Below are 20,262 nucleotides of genomic sequence, written 5' to 3' on the forward strand. Positions count from 1 at the left end.
GTGTTCATCGTATTGATGACACCCTCTTTTATTATCATTTAATTTTTTACATTTTCAATTATCCCTCCTCCAATCAATATTATCACTGTTGGAACATTTGTAATTATCGTTTGATTTTACATACTTCAGAAGAAAAAATGAAGAATTCATCAATCTTAAAAATATATTAATATTTTTGTAAATAATTCTTAAAAATAATAATTCTAATTTAGTAGACATTTTAATTTACCTATGCTATATTAAGAATCAAGCAAAGAACAAATGAGGAGGGGCTATATTATGACGAACAATCTTAATAAACGCCAACAATTTACAAAAGCGAACGGTGCTCCGGTCATCAGTAACCACGATTCAATGACTGCCGGAAAAAGAGGTCCGGTATTATTACAAGACGTATGGTTAATCGAAAAACTTGCAAACTTCAACCGCGAAGTGATTCCTGAACGACGCATGCACGCCAAAGGTTCAGGAGCGCACGGTGTATTCACAGTGACAAATGACATTACAAAATATACGAAAGCAAAAATGTTCTCAGAAGTCGGGAAAAAGACTCCGCTATTCACCCGCTTTTCTACTGTGGCCGGTGAACGGGGATATGCGGATGCAGTCCGTGATATCCGCGGTTTTGCCATTAAATTCTATACCGAAGAAGGTAACTGGGACTTGGTCGGCAACAACACACCTGTTTTCTTCTTCCGCGATCCATTGCACTTCACTGACTTGAACCACGTGGTAAAACGCGATCCACGTACAAATATGCATAATCCAAACAGCAACTGGGATTTCTGGACATTGCTTCCTGAAGCATTACACCAAATCACCATCACCATGTCTGACCGCGGTATCCCTGCAAGCTACCGTCATATGCACGGTTTTGGTTCGCATACTTACAGCTTCATCAACGAAGATAACGAACGTGTTTGGGTGAAATTCCACTTCATTACGCAACAGGGCATCAAAAACTTGACAGATGAAGAAGCAGCTGAAGTAAGAGGAAAAGACCCGGATTCACACCAACGCGACCTTTACAACGCCATTGAAAACGGCGATTATCCGAAATGGAAAATGTACATCCAAGTGATGACAGAAGAACAGGCAAAAGAAATGCCTTACAACCCATTCGACTTGACAAAAGTATGGTATAAAAAGGACTTCCCACTTATTGAAGTTGGTGAAATCGAACTTAATAAAAACCCAGAGAACTACTTTGCCGAAGTAGAACAAGCGGCATTCTCACCATCCAACATCGTGCCTGGCATCGGCTATTCACCGGACCGTATGTTGCAAGCCCGTATTTTTGCATACGCTGACGCACAACGCTATCGCTTGGGTGTAAACCACTATTTGTTGCCAATCAACGCACCTAAATGTCCATTCCGCTCATTCCACCGCGATGGTGCAATGCGTTTCGATGGCAACCTGGGAAGCACATTAAGCTATGAACCAAACAGCTATGGCGAATGGCAACATAACCCGGACTTAAAAGAGCCGCCATTAGCCCTTGAAGGCGATGCAGACATCTACGATTTCCGTGAAGACGATGACAACTACTTCGAACAACCGGGAAAATTGTTCCGCTTGATGTCTGCCGATGAACAACAACGCCTATTTGAAAACACTGCCCGTAATATGGAAGGTGTCGAAGAATTCATTAAACGCCGTCATATCTTACACTGCTACTTGGCAGATCCTGCTTATGGCGAAGGTGTCGCAAAAGCCCTTGGATTATCTTTGGACGGTATGGATCTATCCAACCCATACAAGAAATAAACATGCCTGACTGAAACCTATTAATAATCGCTTACAAAAAATAATCTTCTAATCACTGATACTCATAACCTGCTTTGCCTGTCAAATGCAAAGCAGGTTATTATTTTTTTCATAGTTTTTACATTTATTATATTAAATATTCAGAAATTTCATACAAGTTTAACAGCTATACGTGTCAAATTTTGTTATATTTTAGTTAAACAACGTTTAAAACACTGATTAACTTTTTTGAAGCGGGGGGGAAGCAATGAAAAATAAAGAAGATTACACCACAAAACAGGCCATATTAAATGCCGCGTTGGACTTGATGAAGGATGAAGGAATCAAAAGGGTCACCATTCGGAAAATCGCAAAGATCGCCGGCGTCAATGTCGCATTAATCAATTACTACTTTGGCTCAAAGGAAAATTTAATAAGCGAAGCAATCCAATCCCTGCTTACTTCTTTGAAAGACACCTTTACCATTTTCGATGACCCTTCATTAACATCAACGGAACAAATAAAAGGGTTTTTGCTCCAATATGCGCGCATTTTTCAACAATACCCTTTCATCGCCCATATGGTGATGCAAGAGAATCCATTAATTTTTAAAAGCCAAATGGAATATTTCAATTTCCTCAATGCCATTGGAATGAAAAAATTTAAAAACGCCATCAGTGAAGCTTCTGGCGAAAAAGATCCAAAAAGGTTGACCATTATGATGTCCCATTTGATAGGGGCTACTTTGCTGCCAAATTTAATTGACCCCATTTATGAATATGTCACGGGGTACCCCTTTTCAAACAATATTGAAACCCAGGTGGATATTCTGATACAGCAATATTTCTCTAAATCATGTTAGTACCAGTAAAATTTGCAGAAGGAGTGATATCAGTGGAACTCCAAATCGGTTTAGATGTAGGATCAACAACAGCAAAACTCGTAGTACTGAACAACAAAAAAGAAATTTTACATAAAGCTTACCAAAGACACTTTTCCGATATCAAAAATACAACCTTATCTTTGCTTCAAACGGTGGCTGAAAAATTTCCGAATGCGAAATTGAAAATGAATGCCAGCGGTTCCTCGGGACTTGGTATTTGTGAAGAAACAGGTATTCCATTTATTCAAGAAGTCATTGCTTGTACAGAAGCAGTAAAGGCGACTCAACCGAATATCGATGTCATTATTGAACTTGGTGGAGAAGATGCCAAAATCATATATTTGACAAACGGGCTTGAACAGCGAATGAATACGGCCTGTGCGGGAGGCACAGGTGCATTTATCGACCAGATTGCCGCCCTGCTCAATACCGATGCCGCCGGATTAAATGAACTGGCGAAAGGTGCCGAAAAAATTTACCCGATTGCTTCCCGCTGCGGCGTGTTTGCCAAAACGGATGTACAACCATTATTAAATGAAGGAGCCCGCAAAGAAGATATTGCAGCAAGCGTCTTCCAGGCGGTGGTCAACCAAACCATTGCAGGCCTTGCCAATGGACGTCCTATTCGCGGTAATGTCGCTTTCCTCGGCGGTCCATTGACATTTTTGACAGAGCTCCGGAAACGGTTTATCGAAACCCTCCGTTTGACCGATGAACAAGTTTTGCATAATGAAAATGGTCATTATTACGTGGCATTGGGCGCCGCTTTGGAATGCCAGCAGGAAAACGCCATCAACATCAATGAAATCATTGGTATCCTCAGCCACTCAAAACCGGTTGTAAGCGTTTCCAATGTTAATAAAAACGGCATGCTCTTTGAAACAGAAGAAGATTATGCCGCCTTTAAACAACGACATGACAAAGCGAAAGTGCCAAAAGCCCCGCTAAAAGACTATCAAGGAAACGCCTACTTGGGCATTGATGCCGGTTCTACCACAACGAAAATGGTATTGATTGGCGGAGAAGATGAAGTGTTATACACCTTCTACGAAAAAAACAAAGGCAACCCTATTGAAACAGTGCGGGAAGGATTGGCCAAATTATACGAACAGCTGCCAAAAGAGGTGAAGATCCGCCGCTCCGCTGTTACCGGCTATGGTGAAAAATTAATTCAAACCGCCTATCAAGTGGATGACGGTCTCATTGAAACCATCGCCCATTATCAAGCGGCAAAGAAATTCCAGCCCGATGTGGACTTTATCATCGATATCGGCGGACAAGACATGAAGTGCATCAAAATCAAAAACGGTGTGATTGACAGCATCCATTTAAATGAAGCTTGTTCAGCAGGATGCGGCTCCTTCCTGGAAAGTTTTGCGGAAACATTGGGCCAAAGTGTGCAAGAGTTTTCGAAACTTGCCCTTACTGCCAAATCGCCGGTGGATTTGGGCTCCCGTTGCACCGTTTTCATGAACTCCCGAGTCAAACAAGTGCAAAAAGAAGGAGCAAGTATTGATAACATTTCGGCAGGACTCGCCTACTCCATCGTGACAAACGCTTTATATAAAGTGATTAAATTGAAATCTGTCGAAGAATTAGGGAATAAAATCGTCGTTCAAGGCGGCACTTTTTTAAACGATTCGGTTTTAAGAGCCTTTGAAAAAATGACCGGCAAAGAAGTGGTCCGTCCTGACCTGGCCGGGCTCATGGGCGCCTATGGATGCGCCCTTGTAGCAAAGAAAAACTGGAACGGGGAAGAAACTACGACATTAATTCCAAAAACAAAATTATATGATTTCCAAGTAAAAATCACCCACAGCCGTTGCGGTCTCTGTGAAAACCGTTGTCCGATCACGATCAACCGCTTCCCTGACAAGCGGACATTCATCACTGGAAACCGCTGCGAACGCGGCGCCGGAATACAAAAACCGAAAAGCACTTTGCCAAACTTGGCAAAGGAAAAATACGAAAAATTATTTGACCGCCCATCCCTCCCGGAGGAAGAAGCGGTTCGAGGGAAAATTGGCATCCCCCGCGTTTTGAATTTATATGAAAACTATCCATTCTGGCATACATTCTTTACAGAGCTTGGCTTTGAAGTGGTCTTATCCAATAAATCGAGCAAAAAACTGTTTGAGAAAGGCATTGAAACCATTCCTTCCGAATCGGTTTGTTATCCGGCCAAATTGAGCCACGGCCATATTATGAATTTGATCGAAAAAGGTGTCAAAATCATATTCTATCCTTCCATCGTCTATGAAGAATTGGAGAGAAGAACGCAGCAAAACCATTATAACTGTCCGGTTGTCGCTTCTTATCCTGAAGTGATTCGCGTCAATATGGAACAAGTCTTTTTGGAAAATGGCGTGAAATTCTTAAATCCATTTTTATCAATCCATAAAGAGGACGCCTTGTTCAATGAATTATGCGCTGTCTTCCCGGATATTTCAAAAGTTGAAATTAAATACGCCTTGCAAAAAGCGAGACAGGAAGACATCCAATTTAACGCATGGCTAAGACAACGGGGAGAAGAAATCATTAAACAATTGGAGGAGGAAGATCAAATCGGCATCGTTTTGGCGGGACATCCATATCATATCGATCCTGCCATCAACCACGATTTGCCCGATGAAATCATCCGGCTTGGCATGGCCGTTTTGACAGAAGACTCCGTCAGCCATTTGGCACCGTTGCGATCCCGGGATGAAGTGGTGAACCAGTGGACTTTCCATTCACGGCTTTATGAAGCGGCAGAAGTCGTGAAAGAACACCCGAACTTGGAATTATTGCATGTAACATCCTTTGGTTGCGGCCTTGACGCCATTACAACGGATGCCGTGCAAGAAATATTGGAACAAGATAATCAACTCTACACTTGGATTAAAATGGATGAAATTTCTAATCTAGGCGCCGCCCGCATCCGGCTCCGCTCCATGAAGGCGGCGATTGAAGAACGGAAAAACAATAAAAATCTGGGAATCGCACAAAAAAATGCAGTAGAAAAAGAAGAAGCCATTTTTGATAAGAAAGCAAAAGAAATTTACACCATTTTGGCGCCTCAAATGGTTCCAACCCACTTCAAGCTGTTTGAAGAAGCCTTCAATCAGCATGGCTATCAAATCAAGGTGCTGGAGAAAGTGTCAGAAAAGGATGTTGAAGAAGGATTGCGTTACGTGAATAACGATGCTTGCTATCCAGCCATCGTTACCATCGGCCAATTAATTGCCAATTTGAAAAAAGGCCATTACGACTTGGACCGCACGGCCGTGATCATGTCTCAAACTGGTGGTGGATGCCGCGCGACCAACTATTTTGCATTACTCCAAAAAGCATTGAAAAACGCCGGCATGGGACAAGTGCCTGTACTTTCCCTCAGCGCCAAATCCATCAGCGGCAAGAAACATACAGGTTTTAGAATCACCTTGCCTCTTGCGAAAAAGCTGATCATTGCCGCCAATATTGGGGACTTGCTGCTCCGTTTGAAACTGGCGGTAAGACCTTATGAAGTGGTGAAAGGGTCCACCGAAGCCGTCTATCATAAATGGCTGGAACAATCGAAATATATTCTTCCCAACTTCTCTATGAAAGAATATAGAAAATTAATTCAACACATCATTGATGATTTTAGCCGCATTGAAGTAACGAATGAACAGAAACCGAAAGTCGGAGTCGTGGGGGAAATTTTAGTCAAATTCCATCCATTCGCCAATAACCAAGTGGTGGAAATTATCGAAGAAGAAGGCGGCGAAGCGGTCGTTCCTGATTTTATCGACTTCTTCTTATACGGTTTATACAACCGGAAATACAAAGCGCAACATTTTGGATTCCCGAAAATGGATTCCATCTTCGGCAATATTTCCATTGAATTTATTGAGTTTTACCGTAAGCCTATACGGAAAGCGCTGCAAGAAAGCGGGCTTTTTTCAGCACCGCTTGAAATCCATGAAATTGCCGAAAAAGCTTCGAAGTTTTTAAGTCTTGGCAACCAAATGGGCGAAGGTTGGCTATTGCCTGGGGAAATCGCGGAATTGATGGATGCCGGAGTGCAAAATGTCGTTTGTGTGCAGCCATTCGGATGTTTGCCAAACCATATTGTCGGCAAAGGCATGTTCAATGCAATCAAAAAAGAATATCCAAATGCCAATCTCGTTGCCATCGATTATGATGCCAGCATCAGCAAAGTGAACCAAGTCAACCGCATCAAGTTGATGATGAGCGTGGCAAAAACAAACATTCAACAAACAATATAAAAACCAAGCGGCCTTGAAGTAGAACTATCAAGGCCGCTTGGTTTTTATTTCAATAATTTATTGGCTTACAACGGGTTCGTTTTCCAAAATGCTCATGAATTCTTCCCCGCTGATCGTCTCTTTCTCCAACAAATACTCTGCCAATTCATGGAGTTTGTCGATGTTCTCTGTGAGAATTTGGCGCGCTTTTTCATGGGCGCTTTCAATAATGTTTTGCACTTCTTCATCGATTTTGGCTGCCGTTTCATCGGAACAGATGAGAGAACTGTCCCCTCCTAAATATACGTTGGAGACCGTTTCAAGGCCCATCATGCCAAAGTGCTCGCTCATGCCGTAGCGGGTAACCATCGCCCTCGCCAATTTCGTCGCCTGTTCAATATCATTGGCGGCACCGGATGTAACGGATTGGAAAACAATTTCTTCTGCCGTTCTTCCGCCGGTCAATGTCACAATTTTATTAAACAGCTCTTCTTTTGTTAATAAGTATCGTTCCTCTTCTTCCACTTGCATTGTGTAGCCTAAAGCTCCGGAAGTACGGGGAATAATGGTGATTTTTTGCACCGGCGCGGAATGGGTCTGTCTCGCCGCAACAATGGCATGTCCAATTTCATGATAAGCGACGATTTTCTTCTCTTGCGGTGACAGGATTTTACTTTTTCTTCTATATCCCGCAATCGTAATTTCCACCGCTTCTTCAAGGTCCTCCTGAATCACTTTGTCCCGATTCATTCTCACCGCTCTTAAAGCCGCTTCATTGACGATATTGGCGAGATCTGCCCCGGATGCACCAGGCGTTGCTTTTGCAATCGCAGTCGCATCGACATTCTCGTCTGCCGCCACCTTTTTCAAATATACATTCAGAATGGCTTCCCTTCCTTTTAAGTCTGGAAGTTCAAGCGGAATTCGGCGGTCGAATCTTCCCGGACGCAAAAGAGCTTGGTCCAACACTTCCGGACGATTTGTAGCGGCCAGAATGACAACGCCCTTGCTGGGATCGAAACCGTCCATTTCATATAATAATTGGTTTAATGTTTGTTCCCGTTCGTCGTTTCCTTGGGTCAAATTCACGCCCCGCTTTTTCCCGATGGCATCAATCTCATCGATAAAGACGATGCATGGCGCTTTTTCCTGGGCTTGCTTAAACAAATCCCGCACACGGGCCGCACCCATTCCGACAAACATTTCCACAAATTCAGAACCGGAAATCGTAAAGAATGGCACTTTCGCTTCCCCGGCCACCGCTTTGGCAATCAACGTTTTCCCGGTTCCTGGAGGCCCTACCAACAACACCCCTTTAGGGAGTTTTGCCCCCACTTTCCGGTATTTTTCCGGATTATGTAAAAAATCCACAATCTCTTTCAATGCTTCTTTCGCTTCATCCTGGCCGGCTACATCGTCAAAGCTTTTCCCGGTTTCGGATTCAACATAAATTTTGGCATTGGCTTTGCCAAACGTTAATACGTCCGCTCTTGATTGGCGGAGTCCCCGCGTGAAAAAGCTTCCGATTAGCAAAATAATCAAAAAAGGAACAATCCACAATAATATGAATCGAATTAAAGGTGAAAATTCATTCGGGATGGTTTTCGTAAATGGGACATTGGCTTCATATAGCCGGTCCACTAATTTAGCATCTTCCACCACACCTGTTTTGTAAATGACATCTTTATTGTCTTTATCGGTAAATGTAATGGCATCATCTTGAATCGTTACTTTCTTCACTTTCCCGTCTTCAACCATTTGAAGGAAAGTGCCGTAGTCCACCTCTTCCACTTTTTGCTTCTGAATGCCCGGAAAAATGAGCGCATTCAATAACACAATGGCCATTAAAATGAAAAAGTAGTAGGTCAGAGAGCGATTTTGAGGTTGCTTTTCTTTCACAACTCAACACTTCCTTTTATCTTCTATATTATTAGTTTACAAATGTTTACTCCCCGTAGCGAAGCATTTTTTTGAACTTTTATTTAACATTCCTTTACCCAAAAAGAAGGTTGGATAAATAAATTACAATCGTCACAGTAATGCAGCTGACAATGGTTGAAAATAAAACCGTTTGAGCTGCTGTGTTGGATTCCACATCATACTCCAAAGCAAGGCTTGAGCTGTTGCGGGAAGTAGGAAATGAGCTTGCAATAAATAAAGATTTGGCGACAACGCCATTGATGCCGAGAAGATATATGATGAGAAGCGCCACCGCCGGACCTACAAAAAGCCTCATAAAGCAGCTGGTAATGATCGTTTTGTTGATCATCGTGCGCATTTCCAGCTGTGATAGTTGCGCACCAAGGGTAATCAAAGCAACGGCGACAAACCCATCCGCCACATGATCCAATGGAATGCGGAAGGTTTGGGGGATTTCAAAATTTGCCACATTCAAAATGACCCCGACAATTAATGCATGGAGAATCGGCATTTTTAAGAAATCTTTGATGATGTCAAGCCCGGATTTCGTTGCTGAAATCAAATTGTACAATCCGTAAGTGTAAGTCGTCATGTTTTGAAAAATTACAAGGATGACCTGAATGGCGACACCAATGGGCTGGGTTGCAAAAACCATTTGCGCCACCGGAATTCCGTAGTTGCCGGAGTTGATGAGAACAATACTATTTTTAAATACAGCGGATTCCGAACGGTTAAGCCCAAGTATTTTCGCCACATAATGGCTGATGATCATTTGGCTTCCGATAAATAAAACGATAAAAACCGCAACTTCCCCGAGGGCCGACATGCTGATGGTCGTTTCGTATATGTTGACAAATACCGCTGCCGGCATGAAACAATATGTAACAAGTTGAGACAATGCTTTTAAGTTAAAGCGGAATTTCTTTTGCAACAACGCACCTACTACAAGCAATACGAGAATCGGTGCCACGATTTGGAAAAAGATCATCGATAGGTAGTGCATGTTTGCGACCTCACTTAATTGATTTGTAGTTCAACCTTTTGTATGAATGCATAATATTACATTATACAACTATAGTGTATAAACCGAAAGGAAATTCAGGATGAATCAACTGGACATGTGCGGCAAGTCCGGGGAATGAATGCGGAAGAATGTTTGAATAGCAACAAGTATATGAATCGTGAAGAAGTTTTTATAGAATGATTCAGTTTATTATATTAATAATAGAATAATAAACTGACAGGATGTTGGGATATCCCCTTTTCAAGCACCACGTTTTTTTATTTTTCATTCTTTGGTATATTCTTCTTAAGTAGCTTTAGGGGGAATCGTAAGAATGCTCAAATTTGATGAACAGCTTTTTCAAAAAACGAAAGGTCAAATCGGAGAACTCTTTGAAGAAGGCATACAACAACTCGGCGGATATGAAGAAGAGGAGAAAATCTTTGGCCGCCTCATCCCGCTTGAACAGATCCTTCTCAATAAAACCGATGCTTCCAATGTCATTTTCCAGGAAATCAAACAGCATTGGGGCAAAATGGATTTATTTACGCAAGAAATGTTCCGTTCATCAAACATTGAACTGCAAAATGTTCAAAAGAAACTCGATGCCTTCTTCTCTTCCCCATCGAGCAAAAAAACCGTTTTTGAACACGCCCTGATAAAAAATGTGTTCAACTTTTCCCACTTTGTCGAAATCGTTTTTGGCAAAAAGACCGATTACTCAAAATCAATCACTAAATTAAATGAAATCTATTTATATAAAATAGGGAAAAAATATTTTATACATATTCTTTATAATCATAAAATCGATTTTTGGCGCTATTTATATGCAAAAAAGATTTATTCTGTTTTCTTGCAAGCGCCCCTACATACCATTCAAAACCCTATTGATTTGATTCAGCAGTATAAGCAATTTATTCAATCTTTCATGACCCAAAATCAACTCATCACAACGATGAATCATTTCATTCAAAAAATTGATTATAAAAATCCTCGTTCACATTTGTTGAAAGAATTTCATCTGTTAAATATCTCCCTCCATTTTATGGGTGGGAAACGGCATTATAAGAAAATCAACAAATTGATAGCGGAAGTGATCCGAACGTGGGAGGCTGGAGAATGGGCGTTGACAGAGAAAGAGCAAACACTGTTGTCTTATATTTTGGCGATTGACGGAGCCAAACATTCCGATACGGAAAAAACGATTGCCCACGGCAAATATTTAATTACGAATGACCGCTTGATCAATCACTCGATTGAATTATTGATCGATTATGGGGAAATTTTGCCGAACATAAAGCCGGAACCTGAATCTTTGGTGAAACGGTACGATCAAAATTATTTGGAACAAATCTTTTATATTGTCATTGATGCCCTTGTGAAAAACGAACAATATTATGATGTATTGCAATTGATGAAAGAATATGAAATCGCCTCTTGCACAAGCATTTATGAATTTTTGAACGCAAAGGATTTTGATCGGGACTTATTGTTGAAAATTGAGGCAGCTGTTCAACGGAATATCGCCTATGTGGTCGATCAATCCCATCAGCACGTAAAGCAGTCGATTGAAAAGTGGATGCAGGAATATCATCATGTTGATAGCCCCTTCCATTCCATCGCCCAAATGACTTCCAAACATGTGTGCAATCTCTTAAAAACCCTTTTTGCCACAGAACAATTTGATTTGTTTGAGCAATTGATGAGCATCTATATGAAATACTTGATCCTTCAGGAAGATTTCATGGATTTGCGGGATTTTGTGGCAGGCTTTGTGCAAAAAGAGACGTCCCAAAAGGAATGACCATCCTTTTGGGACGATTTTTTATTCAAGTACGCCATTGTCATGCAATGATTTGATTTCTTCATCGGAATAGCCGAGGGATTGTAAAATTTCATCTGTATGCTCTCCAACCTTTGTCCCGACAAATCGATAAGTCGGTTCCACCCCTTCAAATTTAAGGGCTGTGCCGATTTGCTTTTGCGTTGTGCCATCTTCTTTCGGCACTTCCACAATCATATTTCTTGCACGGATTTGCGGATGATTGCAGGCTTCTTCAAAGTTCAATACCGGCTCCACGCAACCTTCGAAATCTTCATTGAACACTTCCAGCCACTCATCGAAGGTTTTTGTCAAGAAAGCGTCTTTCACCGCCTCTTTAAACCGTTTTTGCGTATAAGTGGAATCATTAAACGTGCTTTGAATCAGTTCGGGAATGTCCAATGCTTCACAAAGCAGTTTGCGGAAATGCGGCTCCAGGCTGCCAACAGAGAAATAACGGCCATCTTTCGTTTCATAGTAATCATAAAACGTACCGCCATTTAAAATTTCCTCTTCCGGCTTTGGCAATTCCCCGCTGCCTAAAAAGGCCGTTCCATATAATGCATTCATCGTGAATACCGCATCGGTCATGGATAAATCAATATATTTTCCTTCACCCGTTTTTTCCCGATGCAATGCACAAGCAAGCACACCAATCGCCGCATGCAATGTTCCACCGGCGATATCCGCAATCTGGATTCCCATGGAAACAGGTTTTTTTCCTTTATGGCGGGAATAATCCAGGATGCCTGAAATCGATAAGTAGTTATTATCATGCCCGGGACGATTTCGATATGGCCCTGTTTGTCCATAACCTGTAATGGAACAATAAATGAGCCTTGGATTTACTTTTTTCAGCGATTCATAATCCAGCCCCAAACGTTCCATCACGCCCGGACGGAAACCTTCAATCACAATGTCATATTCTTGGATCAATTTTTTTACGATTTCTACGGCTTCCTTTGTTTTTAAATTCAATTTGATTGATTTTTTGGAGCGATTTAGATGCTGATGAATATAGGACTCTTTATTTTCATCATATGGCGGCATAATGCGCATCAGATCCACTCTTCTCGTGGACTCCACATGAATGACATCCGCGCCGAAATCCGCAAACATCATTGTTGCAAAAACTCCCGGAAGCATTGATGAAAAATCAAGTATTTTCAAGTCTTTTAGTATTGTCAATTTCCCCATCCCCTTTATGAACCAGACGTATATCAATATAATGAACAATCAGCAGTAACCTTTGAAAACGCTATCTTCTTACCCCACAATTTTATTATACTAATATTTTAAAATAATCTGAATATTTTGTGAACCTATTATACTATATATGTTGCAAGAAGGTAAGAAATTATTAAATTAAAGATTTTGGTAATAAAGATCTTGCATCCAATCAAAATTCCTTTAATTTATTAATAAAATTTCACATCTTGACCTCCCTGAATTTGAAAAAAAGCAAAAAAATATCACCCAAAAACCGGTTTGGATGATACTTTTTTCAGGACGGACCCTCTTTCCGTTCGATATTAACAGCCCACTTTTACCCTTCCAGTTCAATCTTTTCTTTGCAGAAAGATAAAAGTTCCTGTTCCTCCTCTTCTTCCAAGGCAAGTTCAATATAACGCTCGTCCTTTTTATCGATAATATAATAATTGATAATAAACGGCCCTTCACCTTCATTGCCAATCAATAGCCGGATCTGTGTTCCCGCTTCGGAATAAAGTTCATCATCTTCTTCCACTTCCACGTCCAACAAAAACTCATAGCGTTTTCCCTGAATAATCCCTGTCGGATCAATCAATTCTTCCATTGTGTATTCAATGATATCCATCTGTGTAGTCTCCTTTGCTTAATTCCATAAGAAATCTAATTACAATCATAATGAAAAATAACTTTTGGTCAAATATCTTCTCCTGTCAGATTGCAACAAAAAAACGCCTCAGATTGAGACGGTTTCATCGCACGTTATTTCGCCTTCAGCTCAACCACTACAATTTCAGGAAAATTAAAAATGCGAAATGGCGCGCCGCTGTTTCCCAACCCTCTGTTGACGTTCATTGTCGTTTGATTCTCTTCATAAAATCCCGCTGTATATTCAGGGAAAAATCCTTGTCCCGGCGCAATGAGTCCTCCTACCAAAGGAATCCGGATTTGGCCACCATGGGCATGTCCCGCAAATACCAAATCAATTTCATTTTTTGTATAGATATCAAATTTTTCCGGACGATGGGCAAGCAATGCGGTAAAAAATTCTTTTGGTACATGGGCCATCGCAGTATTTAACATGATTTGCGTATCAGCGCCATTGAGGGGATCTTCAATGCCGGCAACGGCTATTTTTTCTCCGCCGCGTTCCAGCAATACGGCAGCATTCGGCAAAATATGTACCCCCAATTTTTGAAGCGCATCATAAATTTCGTCCACTTGATTAATGGCCACTTCATGATTTCCTATGACATAATACACATCCGCAATTTCAACAAATCCCCGGACAGCCGTTAAACTTTGTTCCAAGTCATACCGGTTGCTGTCAATCAAATCGCCTGTAATAAAAATGGCATCCGGTTTGGTGTTCCGCACTTTCTCGATTAATTTTTTCTGATTCTCTCCAAACAGGGCATCATGCAAGTCAGAAACTTGGGTAATCCGAAAGCCTTCAAAGGATTTTGGGATTTTTTCGGATTCATAGGTTCTTTCCGTGATGACAATCCAATGATTGTTTACGTACAAAAACACATATACTCCGACAATCAATAATATGATTTTCAGCAACTTTTTCAATTTGTTTCGCTCAATTCTTTTTAATTTTCCGGAATATCCATTCATAATATTATGGGTTTATATAGAGAGATTCAAGCCATCATTTTAGTTGTTCCGCATCTTTTCCGCCAAATAAGACCGACTTCAACTCATCCTCGCCTGAACCTTCCGCCAAAGGCACCCCTGAACGGTAGGCTGCCCGGATGACAAGATGACTGGCAACCGGAGAAGTGATAAATACAAATAAAATGCCCAACAATATGCGGATACTGATATACCCATCTTGAACCCATATATAAACAAAAGACCCGATCAGACAAGATAAAACCCCTAATGTGGCGCTTTTGGCCACCGCATGGGACCGGGTATAAACATCCGGAAAACGGAGCATTCCAACAGCACTAATGACACTGATGATTGCCCCCAACAACATAATCATGGCGCAAATCCACTCAATGATCTGACTTGCGTTCAATAATGACACCCCTTTCAATAAATTTGGAAAAAGCGATCGTCCCAATAAAGGCTAAAATCCCCAATATTAATATAGCCTCCAAAAAGGCAGTCGTTTCAAACAAAATGGAAACAATCGCCATGGACGAAATCAAATTAACCCCGATCGTATCGAGGGCAATGGCCCGATCAGGCATTGTCGGACCTTTAATAATCCGAATGACATGTAAAGCAATGGCAATCATAAACAAAGCCAAGGCAATCAGCAACATCGTTTCAATCAATCCCGGGACACCTCCAATATGACAGTCTCAAATCTCCCCAACGATCGAATCAAATCTTCCTTCTGTCCAATATCCATTGCGTGAATATATAATTCATCGCCAGATTCCGACACTTCCATCACCACCGATCCGGGTGTCAATGTCAATAACAAGGCAAGGGCCGTTACTTCCCAATCTTTTTCCAAAATCGTCTTATATTTAAAAATACCTGGTGTGATATTCAAGTTTGGAGTCAACACCTGCTTCATGACGACAAATCCGGAAACGATCAATTCTCTGAAGAAAACAAGCGCAAGCTTTAGAATTTTCACAAGCCGGATCAAATAAAACCTCGTCCCAAAAAACCGATGCATGAGATAAAGGATTCCAATACCGACGATAAATCCGGTATTAAAAGTGGAGAGGGTCGGCTTCGGCTCGTCTTTAAACAAGAGCCAAAGCAGCGCAATAAATAAGTTTAAAATGAATTGGGCAAAAAACACCTTCACACCCCCTCGCTTTCGCTTAATATGGCATCAATATAGATGGATGGGTTCACGAGGATTTTTGCCGCATCTTTGACATAGGCCATCAGCTGCTCCGCCCCTAAACCCATCCCCACAATGCAGAGGGCAAAAGCAACAAGCGAAACCATTGAAGCGATGGGAAGCGGTTTTTTATCTTCATTGGTAATAATCGTTTCCCCAAAGAATGAACTCAGGAATATTTTCAGCAACGAAAAGAGCACCACAAGGCTGGATGCGAACCCGAGGAACAGCAATACATAGGAACCCGCTTCAATCGCCCCCTTGCCAATCAATATTTTTCCCACAAAACCGCTGAGTGGCGGAATACCGACCAAAGCCAGCATCGTCAGGAAATAGATCCATCCGAATAATGGGTAGTTTCGGATGAGTCCGCTCATATTATCAATAAACTTTTCGCCGGTCAAAAAGACCATCAAGCCCACCAACAGGAACAACAACGCTTTCGCAATCATGTCATGGATTAAATAAAACACGGACCCTGCCAGTGCGTTTTCCGTACCACTCGCCAACCCTATTAAAATAAAGCCCACAGCAATCACAATATTATAAGCGGCGATTCTTAACACATTCCGGGATGATAATGCGCCCAAACATCCCAGGATGATTGTTAAACCCGCAAAAACGCCAATGATGGTATGGGTTACCTCCGGACGATGCGGGAACATCAATGTGAATGTGCGAATCAGCGCATACACTCCAACCTTTGTGAGCAATGCCGCAAACAATGCCTGCACCGCTGCGGGCGGTACCACATAGGAACCCGGTAACCAGAAAAACAGCACTAAACCGGCCTTCAAACTGAAGACAATAAACAACACAAGGGAAACGGTTGTCAACATCGGATCTTGCCCCGCTTCAGCAACCCTCTCGGCAATGTGTGCCATATTCAACGTTTTCACCGTTCCATATAAATATGCAAGGGCAATTAAGAAAACGGAAGAACCTACAACATTAATTAATACATATTTCAACGATTCCCGGAGTTGAACCTTCTCACCATCCAATGCGACTAATGCATAAGATGCCATTAACATCACTTCAAAACAGACGAACAAGTTGAAAATATCCCCTGTTAAGAAGGAACCGTTGACTCCGGCAACCAGAAGCAAGACAAAAGAATAAAAAAACATGTATTCATGCCGCTCGCCAACCGTCGAAAATGCATATAGCAAACAAATCAGTGTGACAATGCTTGCTGTTAGTACCATCAACACCGAAAAAGCGTCCGCAACGAACAAAATCCCGAATGGCGGTTTCCATCCTCCAAAGTCTATTCTTATAATCCCTTCTCTTTGCACAAGCACCAGCAAAAAGAAAGATATGATGCTAACCGCAAGCATTGTCAAAAAAGCGATGATCCTTTGCACGACCACATGCTTTCGCAAAAAGATTAAAATAACGGCTGTAAATATGGGAATAACCAGAGGCAAGACAATGATGTTGTTACTCATCGGACATTCCTCTCAATTCGTTAAAATCATCCGACCCATTCGTTTGATAGGTGCGGTAGGCTAATACGAGCAAAAAAGCGGTCGTGGCAAAGCTGATTACAATCGCTGTTAAAATCAAAGCCTGCGGCAAGGCATCGGTAAAAGGTTCTTCCCCGTGGCCCAGCAAAGGTACATTTCCGGCTTTTAATCCACCAACCGTCATAATCAGCAAATTCACTGCATGGGACAATACAGCCGTGCCAAGAATGACGCGAATCATATTCCGCGAGAGGATCAAATAGGTAGCCACTGAAACGAGTATCCCAATCAAAACCAACATGACCTGTTCCATACATTTACTCATCCTCACTTATGCTTATAATCATTGTAACGAGCGTGCCAATCACCGTTAAGGCCACTCCCGCTTCAAACAAAGTCACCGTCGATAAATGTTTATCACCTATAAATGGAAACGCAAAATGTCCATCCGTATGAGTTAAAAATGGCAAATCAAAATAAATTGCCCCCAATCCTGTTCCCGTTGCAATCAAAACGCCAAGGGCCGCCACCTTCTTAAAATCAAAGGGGATTTTCTTTTGAATCGTATCGATATCGTACGTTACATAAAGGAGAATGATCCCGGAGGCGAGAACAAGTCCGCCAATGAAGCCTCCCCCCGGTGCATGGTGGCCCGAGAAAAACAAGTACACACCGAGCGTCAGGATAATTAAAGTGATCCCTTTTACGACCGTCCGCAAAATCACATCATTGATTCTCATTTGTTCCCCCTCCTTTTGCTTTCAACTTGATGATGGCGTATACTCCCAAACCTGCAATAAACAACACGACCACTTCAAGCATCGTATCGAAAGCACGGAAATCACCCAAAATTGTGTTGACGATATTTTTTCCTCCGGCCAATTCATAAGAATCATTAAAATAATAAGAAATCGTCATAAATTTCTCGTAGTGAATGGCCGCAAAACCGACCAGCGTAACCGTTGCCCCGGCAGCAGCCGAAATCAAAACATTTCTTATCTTTTTCCATTTTGGAAGCATCTCTTTTTTTATTTCAGGCAAATGTCTGAAACAAATTAAATACAGCACCGTTGAAACAGATTCCACCGCCAGCTGCGTCAATGCCAAATCCGGTGCCCGAAACACGATAAAAAACAAGGCAGTCGAATATCCTAAAACCCCGTTCAGAAATACGGATGTAATACGGGATGTCGCAAACACTATTCCGATGGAAGACACAATCATAATCAACACCAGAATGATTTCAAACACTTCCAGCGATTCAAGATGGACTGGACTTAAAACCATAAGATCCGCGCGAAGAAAATATCCTCCGACAAATAATAAAAAGGCAAGATATATATAAACAAAATAATCTGTCAAATTGCCTGTCATGTACCGGTTTGTCAATCGTGCCGATAATGATTCGCTCAATAAAATCCCGTTATTAAAAATCTCATTCAATGAGAATTTTTGAGGAAGTACCCGATAAATCGGTTTCCAGCTTTTCAAAATACTATACAGAATAATTCCTGCGATGATTACAAAAATCGTCATCCAAAGCTCCGGACTCAATAATCCATGCCAGGCATGGATGGTCGGGGTCAATTCTTGTGTGGATGGAAATGAAGGATAAATGCTTGCCATTGCAGGTCTTAAAATATATTGGCCCAGCAAATTCGGGAAAAAGAAAATTCCAACAACAAAAATGATGAGCGTATAAGGAGAAATCAACATTCCAATTGGCGCTTCATGAGGATGTTTGTCCAGCCAATGGGATTTCACTTTCCCAAAGAATGTTTTCCCGACAATAATCAAGCAGTACACGAACGTGAATACACTCGCAATCCATGCAACGATTGGAATCAGGAAACCGATATGGTCGAGAGAAAAAATGCTCAAATCCTGTATATGAAGAGTCGCAGCGAAAAACATTTCTTTGCTCAAAAATCCGTTGAATGGAGGAAGCCCTGCCATCGATAAACTGCCAATCAACGCAATCGTAAAGGTGAGCGGCATGAAAGACATCAGTCCGCCCAGTCTCCGAATATCGCGCGTACCCAATTCATGGTCGATGATTCCGACCATCATAAACAGCGCACCTTTAAAAGTGGAATGATTAATTAAGTGGAATATGGCAGCAAATGCCGCTTGCGTGTAGATTATCGTTTCAGCGGAATAACCCAGATAGATTGCCACGGAACCCATGCCCAATAAACTCATGATGAGCCCCAGTTGGCTGACCGTCGAAAAGGCGAGCAACGCTTTCAAATCCACTTGCTTCACAGCGTTGAAAGAGCCCCAAAACAGCGTAAATAAACCAACCCCCGTTACCAACCAAAACCAAACCGCTTCTCCGCCAAAAACAGGCGTAAGTCTAGCCACCAAGTAAATGCCCGCTTTTACCATCGTTGCGGAATGCAAATATGCACTCACGGGTGTCGGGGCCTCCATCGCATCCGGCAGCCAAATATAAAACGGAAATTGGGCCGATTTTGTAAAAGCTCCTAATAAAATCAACACAAGCGCCGGCACAAACAAGGCACTGCCGCGAATCAGATCCACTTTATCGATGATTTCCCGGATGCTCAATGTACCGGACACCTCATAAAGCATCAAAAATCCGGCAAGCATAGAAATACCGCCAGCAACCGTTATAAGCATGGATTTTCTTGCTCCGGCTCTGGAAGCTTTCCGATGATGCCAAAAAGCAATCAATAAAAATGATGAAACACTTGTTAATTCCCAAAATCCATATAAAACTAATAAATTATCAGATAGAACAACCCCTAACATTGCCCCCATAAACAAGAGTAGATAGCAATAAAAATGGTATAGCTGTTCACTTCTAGATAAATAGAAAATGGAGTACAAACCAACTAAGCTTCCTACTCCGGTTATGAGTAAACTAAAAATTAAGCTTAGTCCATCCAGATAAGTGGTGAAATTGATACCTAACGAGGGGATCCACTCATGAGTGAAAGTAATGACTTCGCCGTTAGAAATACGGGGAATATAAGCAGCTAATAGAAAAAATAAAATGAAAGATACAGTCATTACAAGCCAGCCAATGTATCTCTTGCTAATGTACCTGTGAAATACGGGAATCATCAGGGCAAAAATAAACGGGGTGAGGACGATGGCAACATCCGTTGTCACTTAATTCTCTCCTCCCTTC

Annotated in this window: 16 protein-coding genes; 4 read left to right on the forward strand and 12 right to left on the reverse strand. The window is 41.7% G+C overall.

The features are described from left to right. Positions 1 to 279 precede the first annotated feature (279 nt). From NSS77_RS04880 to NSS77_RS04890, 3 genes are all read left to right on the forward strand, one after another. A complete protein-coding gene (locus NSS77_RS04880; RefSeq protein WP_342470643.1) occupies positions 280 to 1,770 on the forward strand; it encodes a catalase in 1,491 nt (496 codons plus the stop codon). A 247-nt stretch (positions 1,771 to 2,017) separates the two neighbouring features. Next, positions 2,018 to 2,611 carry a TetR/AcrR family transcriptional regulator gene (locus NSS77_RS04885; RefSeq protein ID WP_342470644.1) on the forward strand — a complete coding sequence of 198 codons (594 nt, stop codon included), beginning with the start codon at positions 2,018 to 2,020 and terminating at the stop codon, positions 2,609 to 2,611. A 32-nt stretch (positions 2,612 to 2,643) separates the two neighbouring features. After that, positions 2,644 to 6,882 carry an acyl-CoA dehydratase activase-related protein gene (locus NSS77_RS04890; RefSeq protein WP_342470645.1) on the forward strand — a complete coding sequence of 1,413 codons (4,239 nt, stop codon included), beginning with the start codon at positions 2,644 to 2,646 and terminating at the stop codon, positions 6,880 to 6,882. A 57-nt stretch (positions 6,883 to 6,939) separates the two neighbouring features. On the opposite strand, the gene ftsH is transcribed toward NSS77_RS04890, so the two are convergent. Then, a complete protein-coding gene (gene ftsH / locus NSS77_RS04895; protein WP_342470646.1) occupies positions 6,940 to 8,760 on the reverse strand; it encodes an ATP-dependent zinc metalloprotease FtsH in 1,821 nt (606 codons plus the stop codon). A 94-nt stretch (positions 8,761 to 8,854) separates the two neighbouring features. Further along, the gene (locus NSS77_RS04900) at positions 8,855 to 9,784 is read right to left on the reverse strand and encodes an AEC family transporter (RefSeq protein WP_342470647.1); all 930 of its coding nucleotides are present in this window, start codon (positions 9,782 to 9,784) and stop codon (positions 8,855 to 8,857) included. A 334-nt stretch (positions 9,785 to 10,118) separates the two neighbouring features. Here NSS77_RS04900 and NSS77_RS04905 point away from each other — a divergent pair, with 334 nt between their 5' ends. Beyond that, positions 10,119 to 11,588, forward strand: a complete 1,470-nt coding sequence (locus NSS77_RS04905; RefSeq protein WP_342470648.1) for a hypothetical protein — start codon at positions 10,119 to 10,121, stop codon at positions 11,586 to 11,588. 21 nt (positions 11,589 to 11,609) lie between these two features. Here the strand turns inward: NSS77_RS04905 and NSS77_RS04910 are convergent, their stop codons facing one another. The 10 genes from NSS77_RS04910 to NSS77_RS04955 form a co-directional block, all read right to left on the reverse strand. Further along, positions 11,610 to 12,794 carry a CaiB/BaiF CoA-transferase family protein gene (locus tag NSS77_RS04910; protein WP_342470649.1) on the reverse strand — a complete coding sequence of 395 codons (1,185 nt, stop codon included), beginning with the start codon at positions 12,792 to 12,794 and terminating at the stop codon, positions 11,610 to 11,612. Between the two features lie 358 nt (positions 12,795 to 13,152). Beyond that, positions 13,153 to 13,443 (reverse strand): DUF6509 family protein, encoded by a 291-nt coding sequence (locus tag NSS77_RS04915; protein ID WP_342470650.1) that lies wholly within the window; start codon positions 13,441 to 13,443, stop codon positions 13,153 to 13,155. A gap of 134 nt (positions 13,444 to 13,577) precedes the next feature. Continuing rightward, a complete protein-coding gene (locus tag NSS77_RS04920; protein ID WP_342470651.1) occupies positions 13,578 to 14,393 on the reverse strand; it encodes a metallophosphoesterase in 816 nt (271 codons plus the stop codon). A 79-nt stretch (positions 14,394 to 14,472) separates the two neighbouring features. Next, positions 14,473 to 14,847 carry a Na+/H+ antiporter subunit G gene (locus NSS77_RS04925; protein WP_342470652.1) on the reverse strand — a complete coding sequence of 125 codons (375 nt, stop codon included), beginning with the start codon at positions 14,845 to 14,847 and terminating at the stop codon, positions 14,473 to 14,475. Next, on the reverse strand, positions 14,825 to 15,109 hold the full coding sequence (locus NSS77_RS04930) for a Na(+)/H(+) antiporter subunit F1 (protein WP_342470653.1): 285 nt from the start codon (positions 15,107 to 15,109) through the stop codon (positions 14,825 to 14,827). Before NSS77_RS04930 ends, NSS77_RS04925 begins: the two co-directional genes overlap by 23 nt. Then, the gene (locus NSS77_RS04935; RefSeq protein ID WP_342470654.1) at positions 15,106 to 15,591 is read right to left on the reverse strand and encodes a Na+/H+ antiporter subunit E; all 486 of its coding nucleotides are present in this window, start codon (positions 15,589 to 15,591) and stop codon (positions 15,106 to 15,108) included. Before NSS77_RS04935 ends, NSS77_RS04930 begins: the two co-directional genes overlap by 4 nt. Positions 15,592 to 15,593: 2 nt before the next feature. Continuing rightward, positions 15,594 to 17,087, reverse strand: a complete 1,494-nt coding sequence (locus NSS77_RS04940) for a Na+/H+ antiporter subunit D (protein WP_342470655.1) — start codon at positions 17,085 to 17,087, stop codon at positions 15,594 to 15,596. After that, complete coding sequence (locus NSS77_RS04945; RefSeq protein ID WP_342470656.1) at positions 17,080 to 17,418, reverse strand: Na(+)/H(+) antiporter subunit C; 339 nt, start codon at positions 17,416 to 17,418, stop codon at positions 17,080 to 17,082. The genes NSS77_RS04940 and NSS77_RS04945 overlap by 8 nt, the downstream gene beginning before the upstream one ends. Before the next feature lie 4 nt (positions 17,419 to 17,422). Further along, positions 17,423 to 17,845 carry a Na(+)/H(+) antiporter subunit B gene (locus NSS77_RS04950; RefSeq protein ID WP_342470657.1) on the reverse strand — a complete coding sequence of 141 codons (423 nt, stop codon included), beginning with the start codon at positions 17,843 to 17,845 and terminating at the stop codon, positions 17,423 to 17,425. After that, positions 17,832 to 20,243 carry a Na+/H+ antiporter subunit A gene (locus tag NSS77_RS04955; protein ID WP_342470658.1) on the reverse strand — a complete coding sequence of 804 codons (2,412 nt, stop codon included), beginning with the start codon at positions 20,241 to 20,243 and terminating at the stop codon, positions 17,832 to 17,834. Before NSS77_RS04955 ends, NSS77_RS04950 begins: the two co-directional genes overlap by 14 nt. Positions 20,244 to 20,262 lie beyond the last annotated feature (19 nt).

The sequence above is a fragment of the Ureibacillus sp. FSL K6-3587 genome (assembly GCF_038593165.1).
Classification (GTDB): Bacteria; Bacillota; Bacilli; order Bacillales_A; family Planococcaceae; genus Ureibacillus; species Ureibacillus suwonensis.

Coding starts and splice junctions, on each gene's coding strand:
- NSS77_RS04880 (WP_342470643.1), top strand. CDS start 280: ATGACGAACAATCTTAATAAACGCCAACAATTTACAAAAGCGAACGGT.
- NSS77_RS04950 (WP_342470657.1), bottom strand. CDS start 17,845: ATGAGAATCAATGATGTGATTTTGCGGACGGTCGTAAAAGGGATCACT.
- NSS77_RS04900 (WP_342470647.1), bottom strand. CDS start 9,784: ATGCACTACCTATCGATGATCTTTTTCCAAATCGTGGCACCGATTCTC.
- NSS77_RS04940 (WP_342470655.1), bottom strand. CDS start 17,087: ATGAGTAACAACATCATTGTCTTGCCTCTGGTTATTCCCATATTTACA.
- NSS77_RS04945 (WP_342470656.1), bottom strand. CDS start 17,418: ATGGAACAGGTCATGTTGGTTTTGATTGGGATACTCGTTTCAGTGGCT.
- NSS77_RS04885 (WP_342470644.1), top strand. CDS start 2,018: ATGAAAAATAAAGAAGATTACACCACAAAACAGGCCATATTAAATGCC.
- NSS77_RS04905 (WP_342470648.1), top strand. CDS start 10,119: ATGCTCAAATTTGATGAACAGCTTTTTCAAAAAACGAAAGGTCAAATC.
- NSS77_RS04915 (WP_342470650.1), bottom strand. CDS start 13,443: ATGGATATCATTGAATACACAATGGAAGAATTGATTGATCCGACAGGG.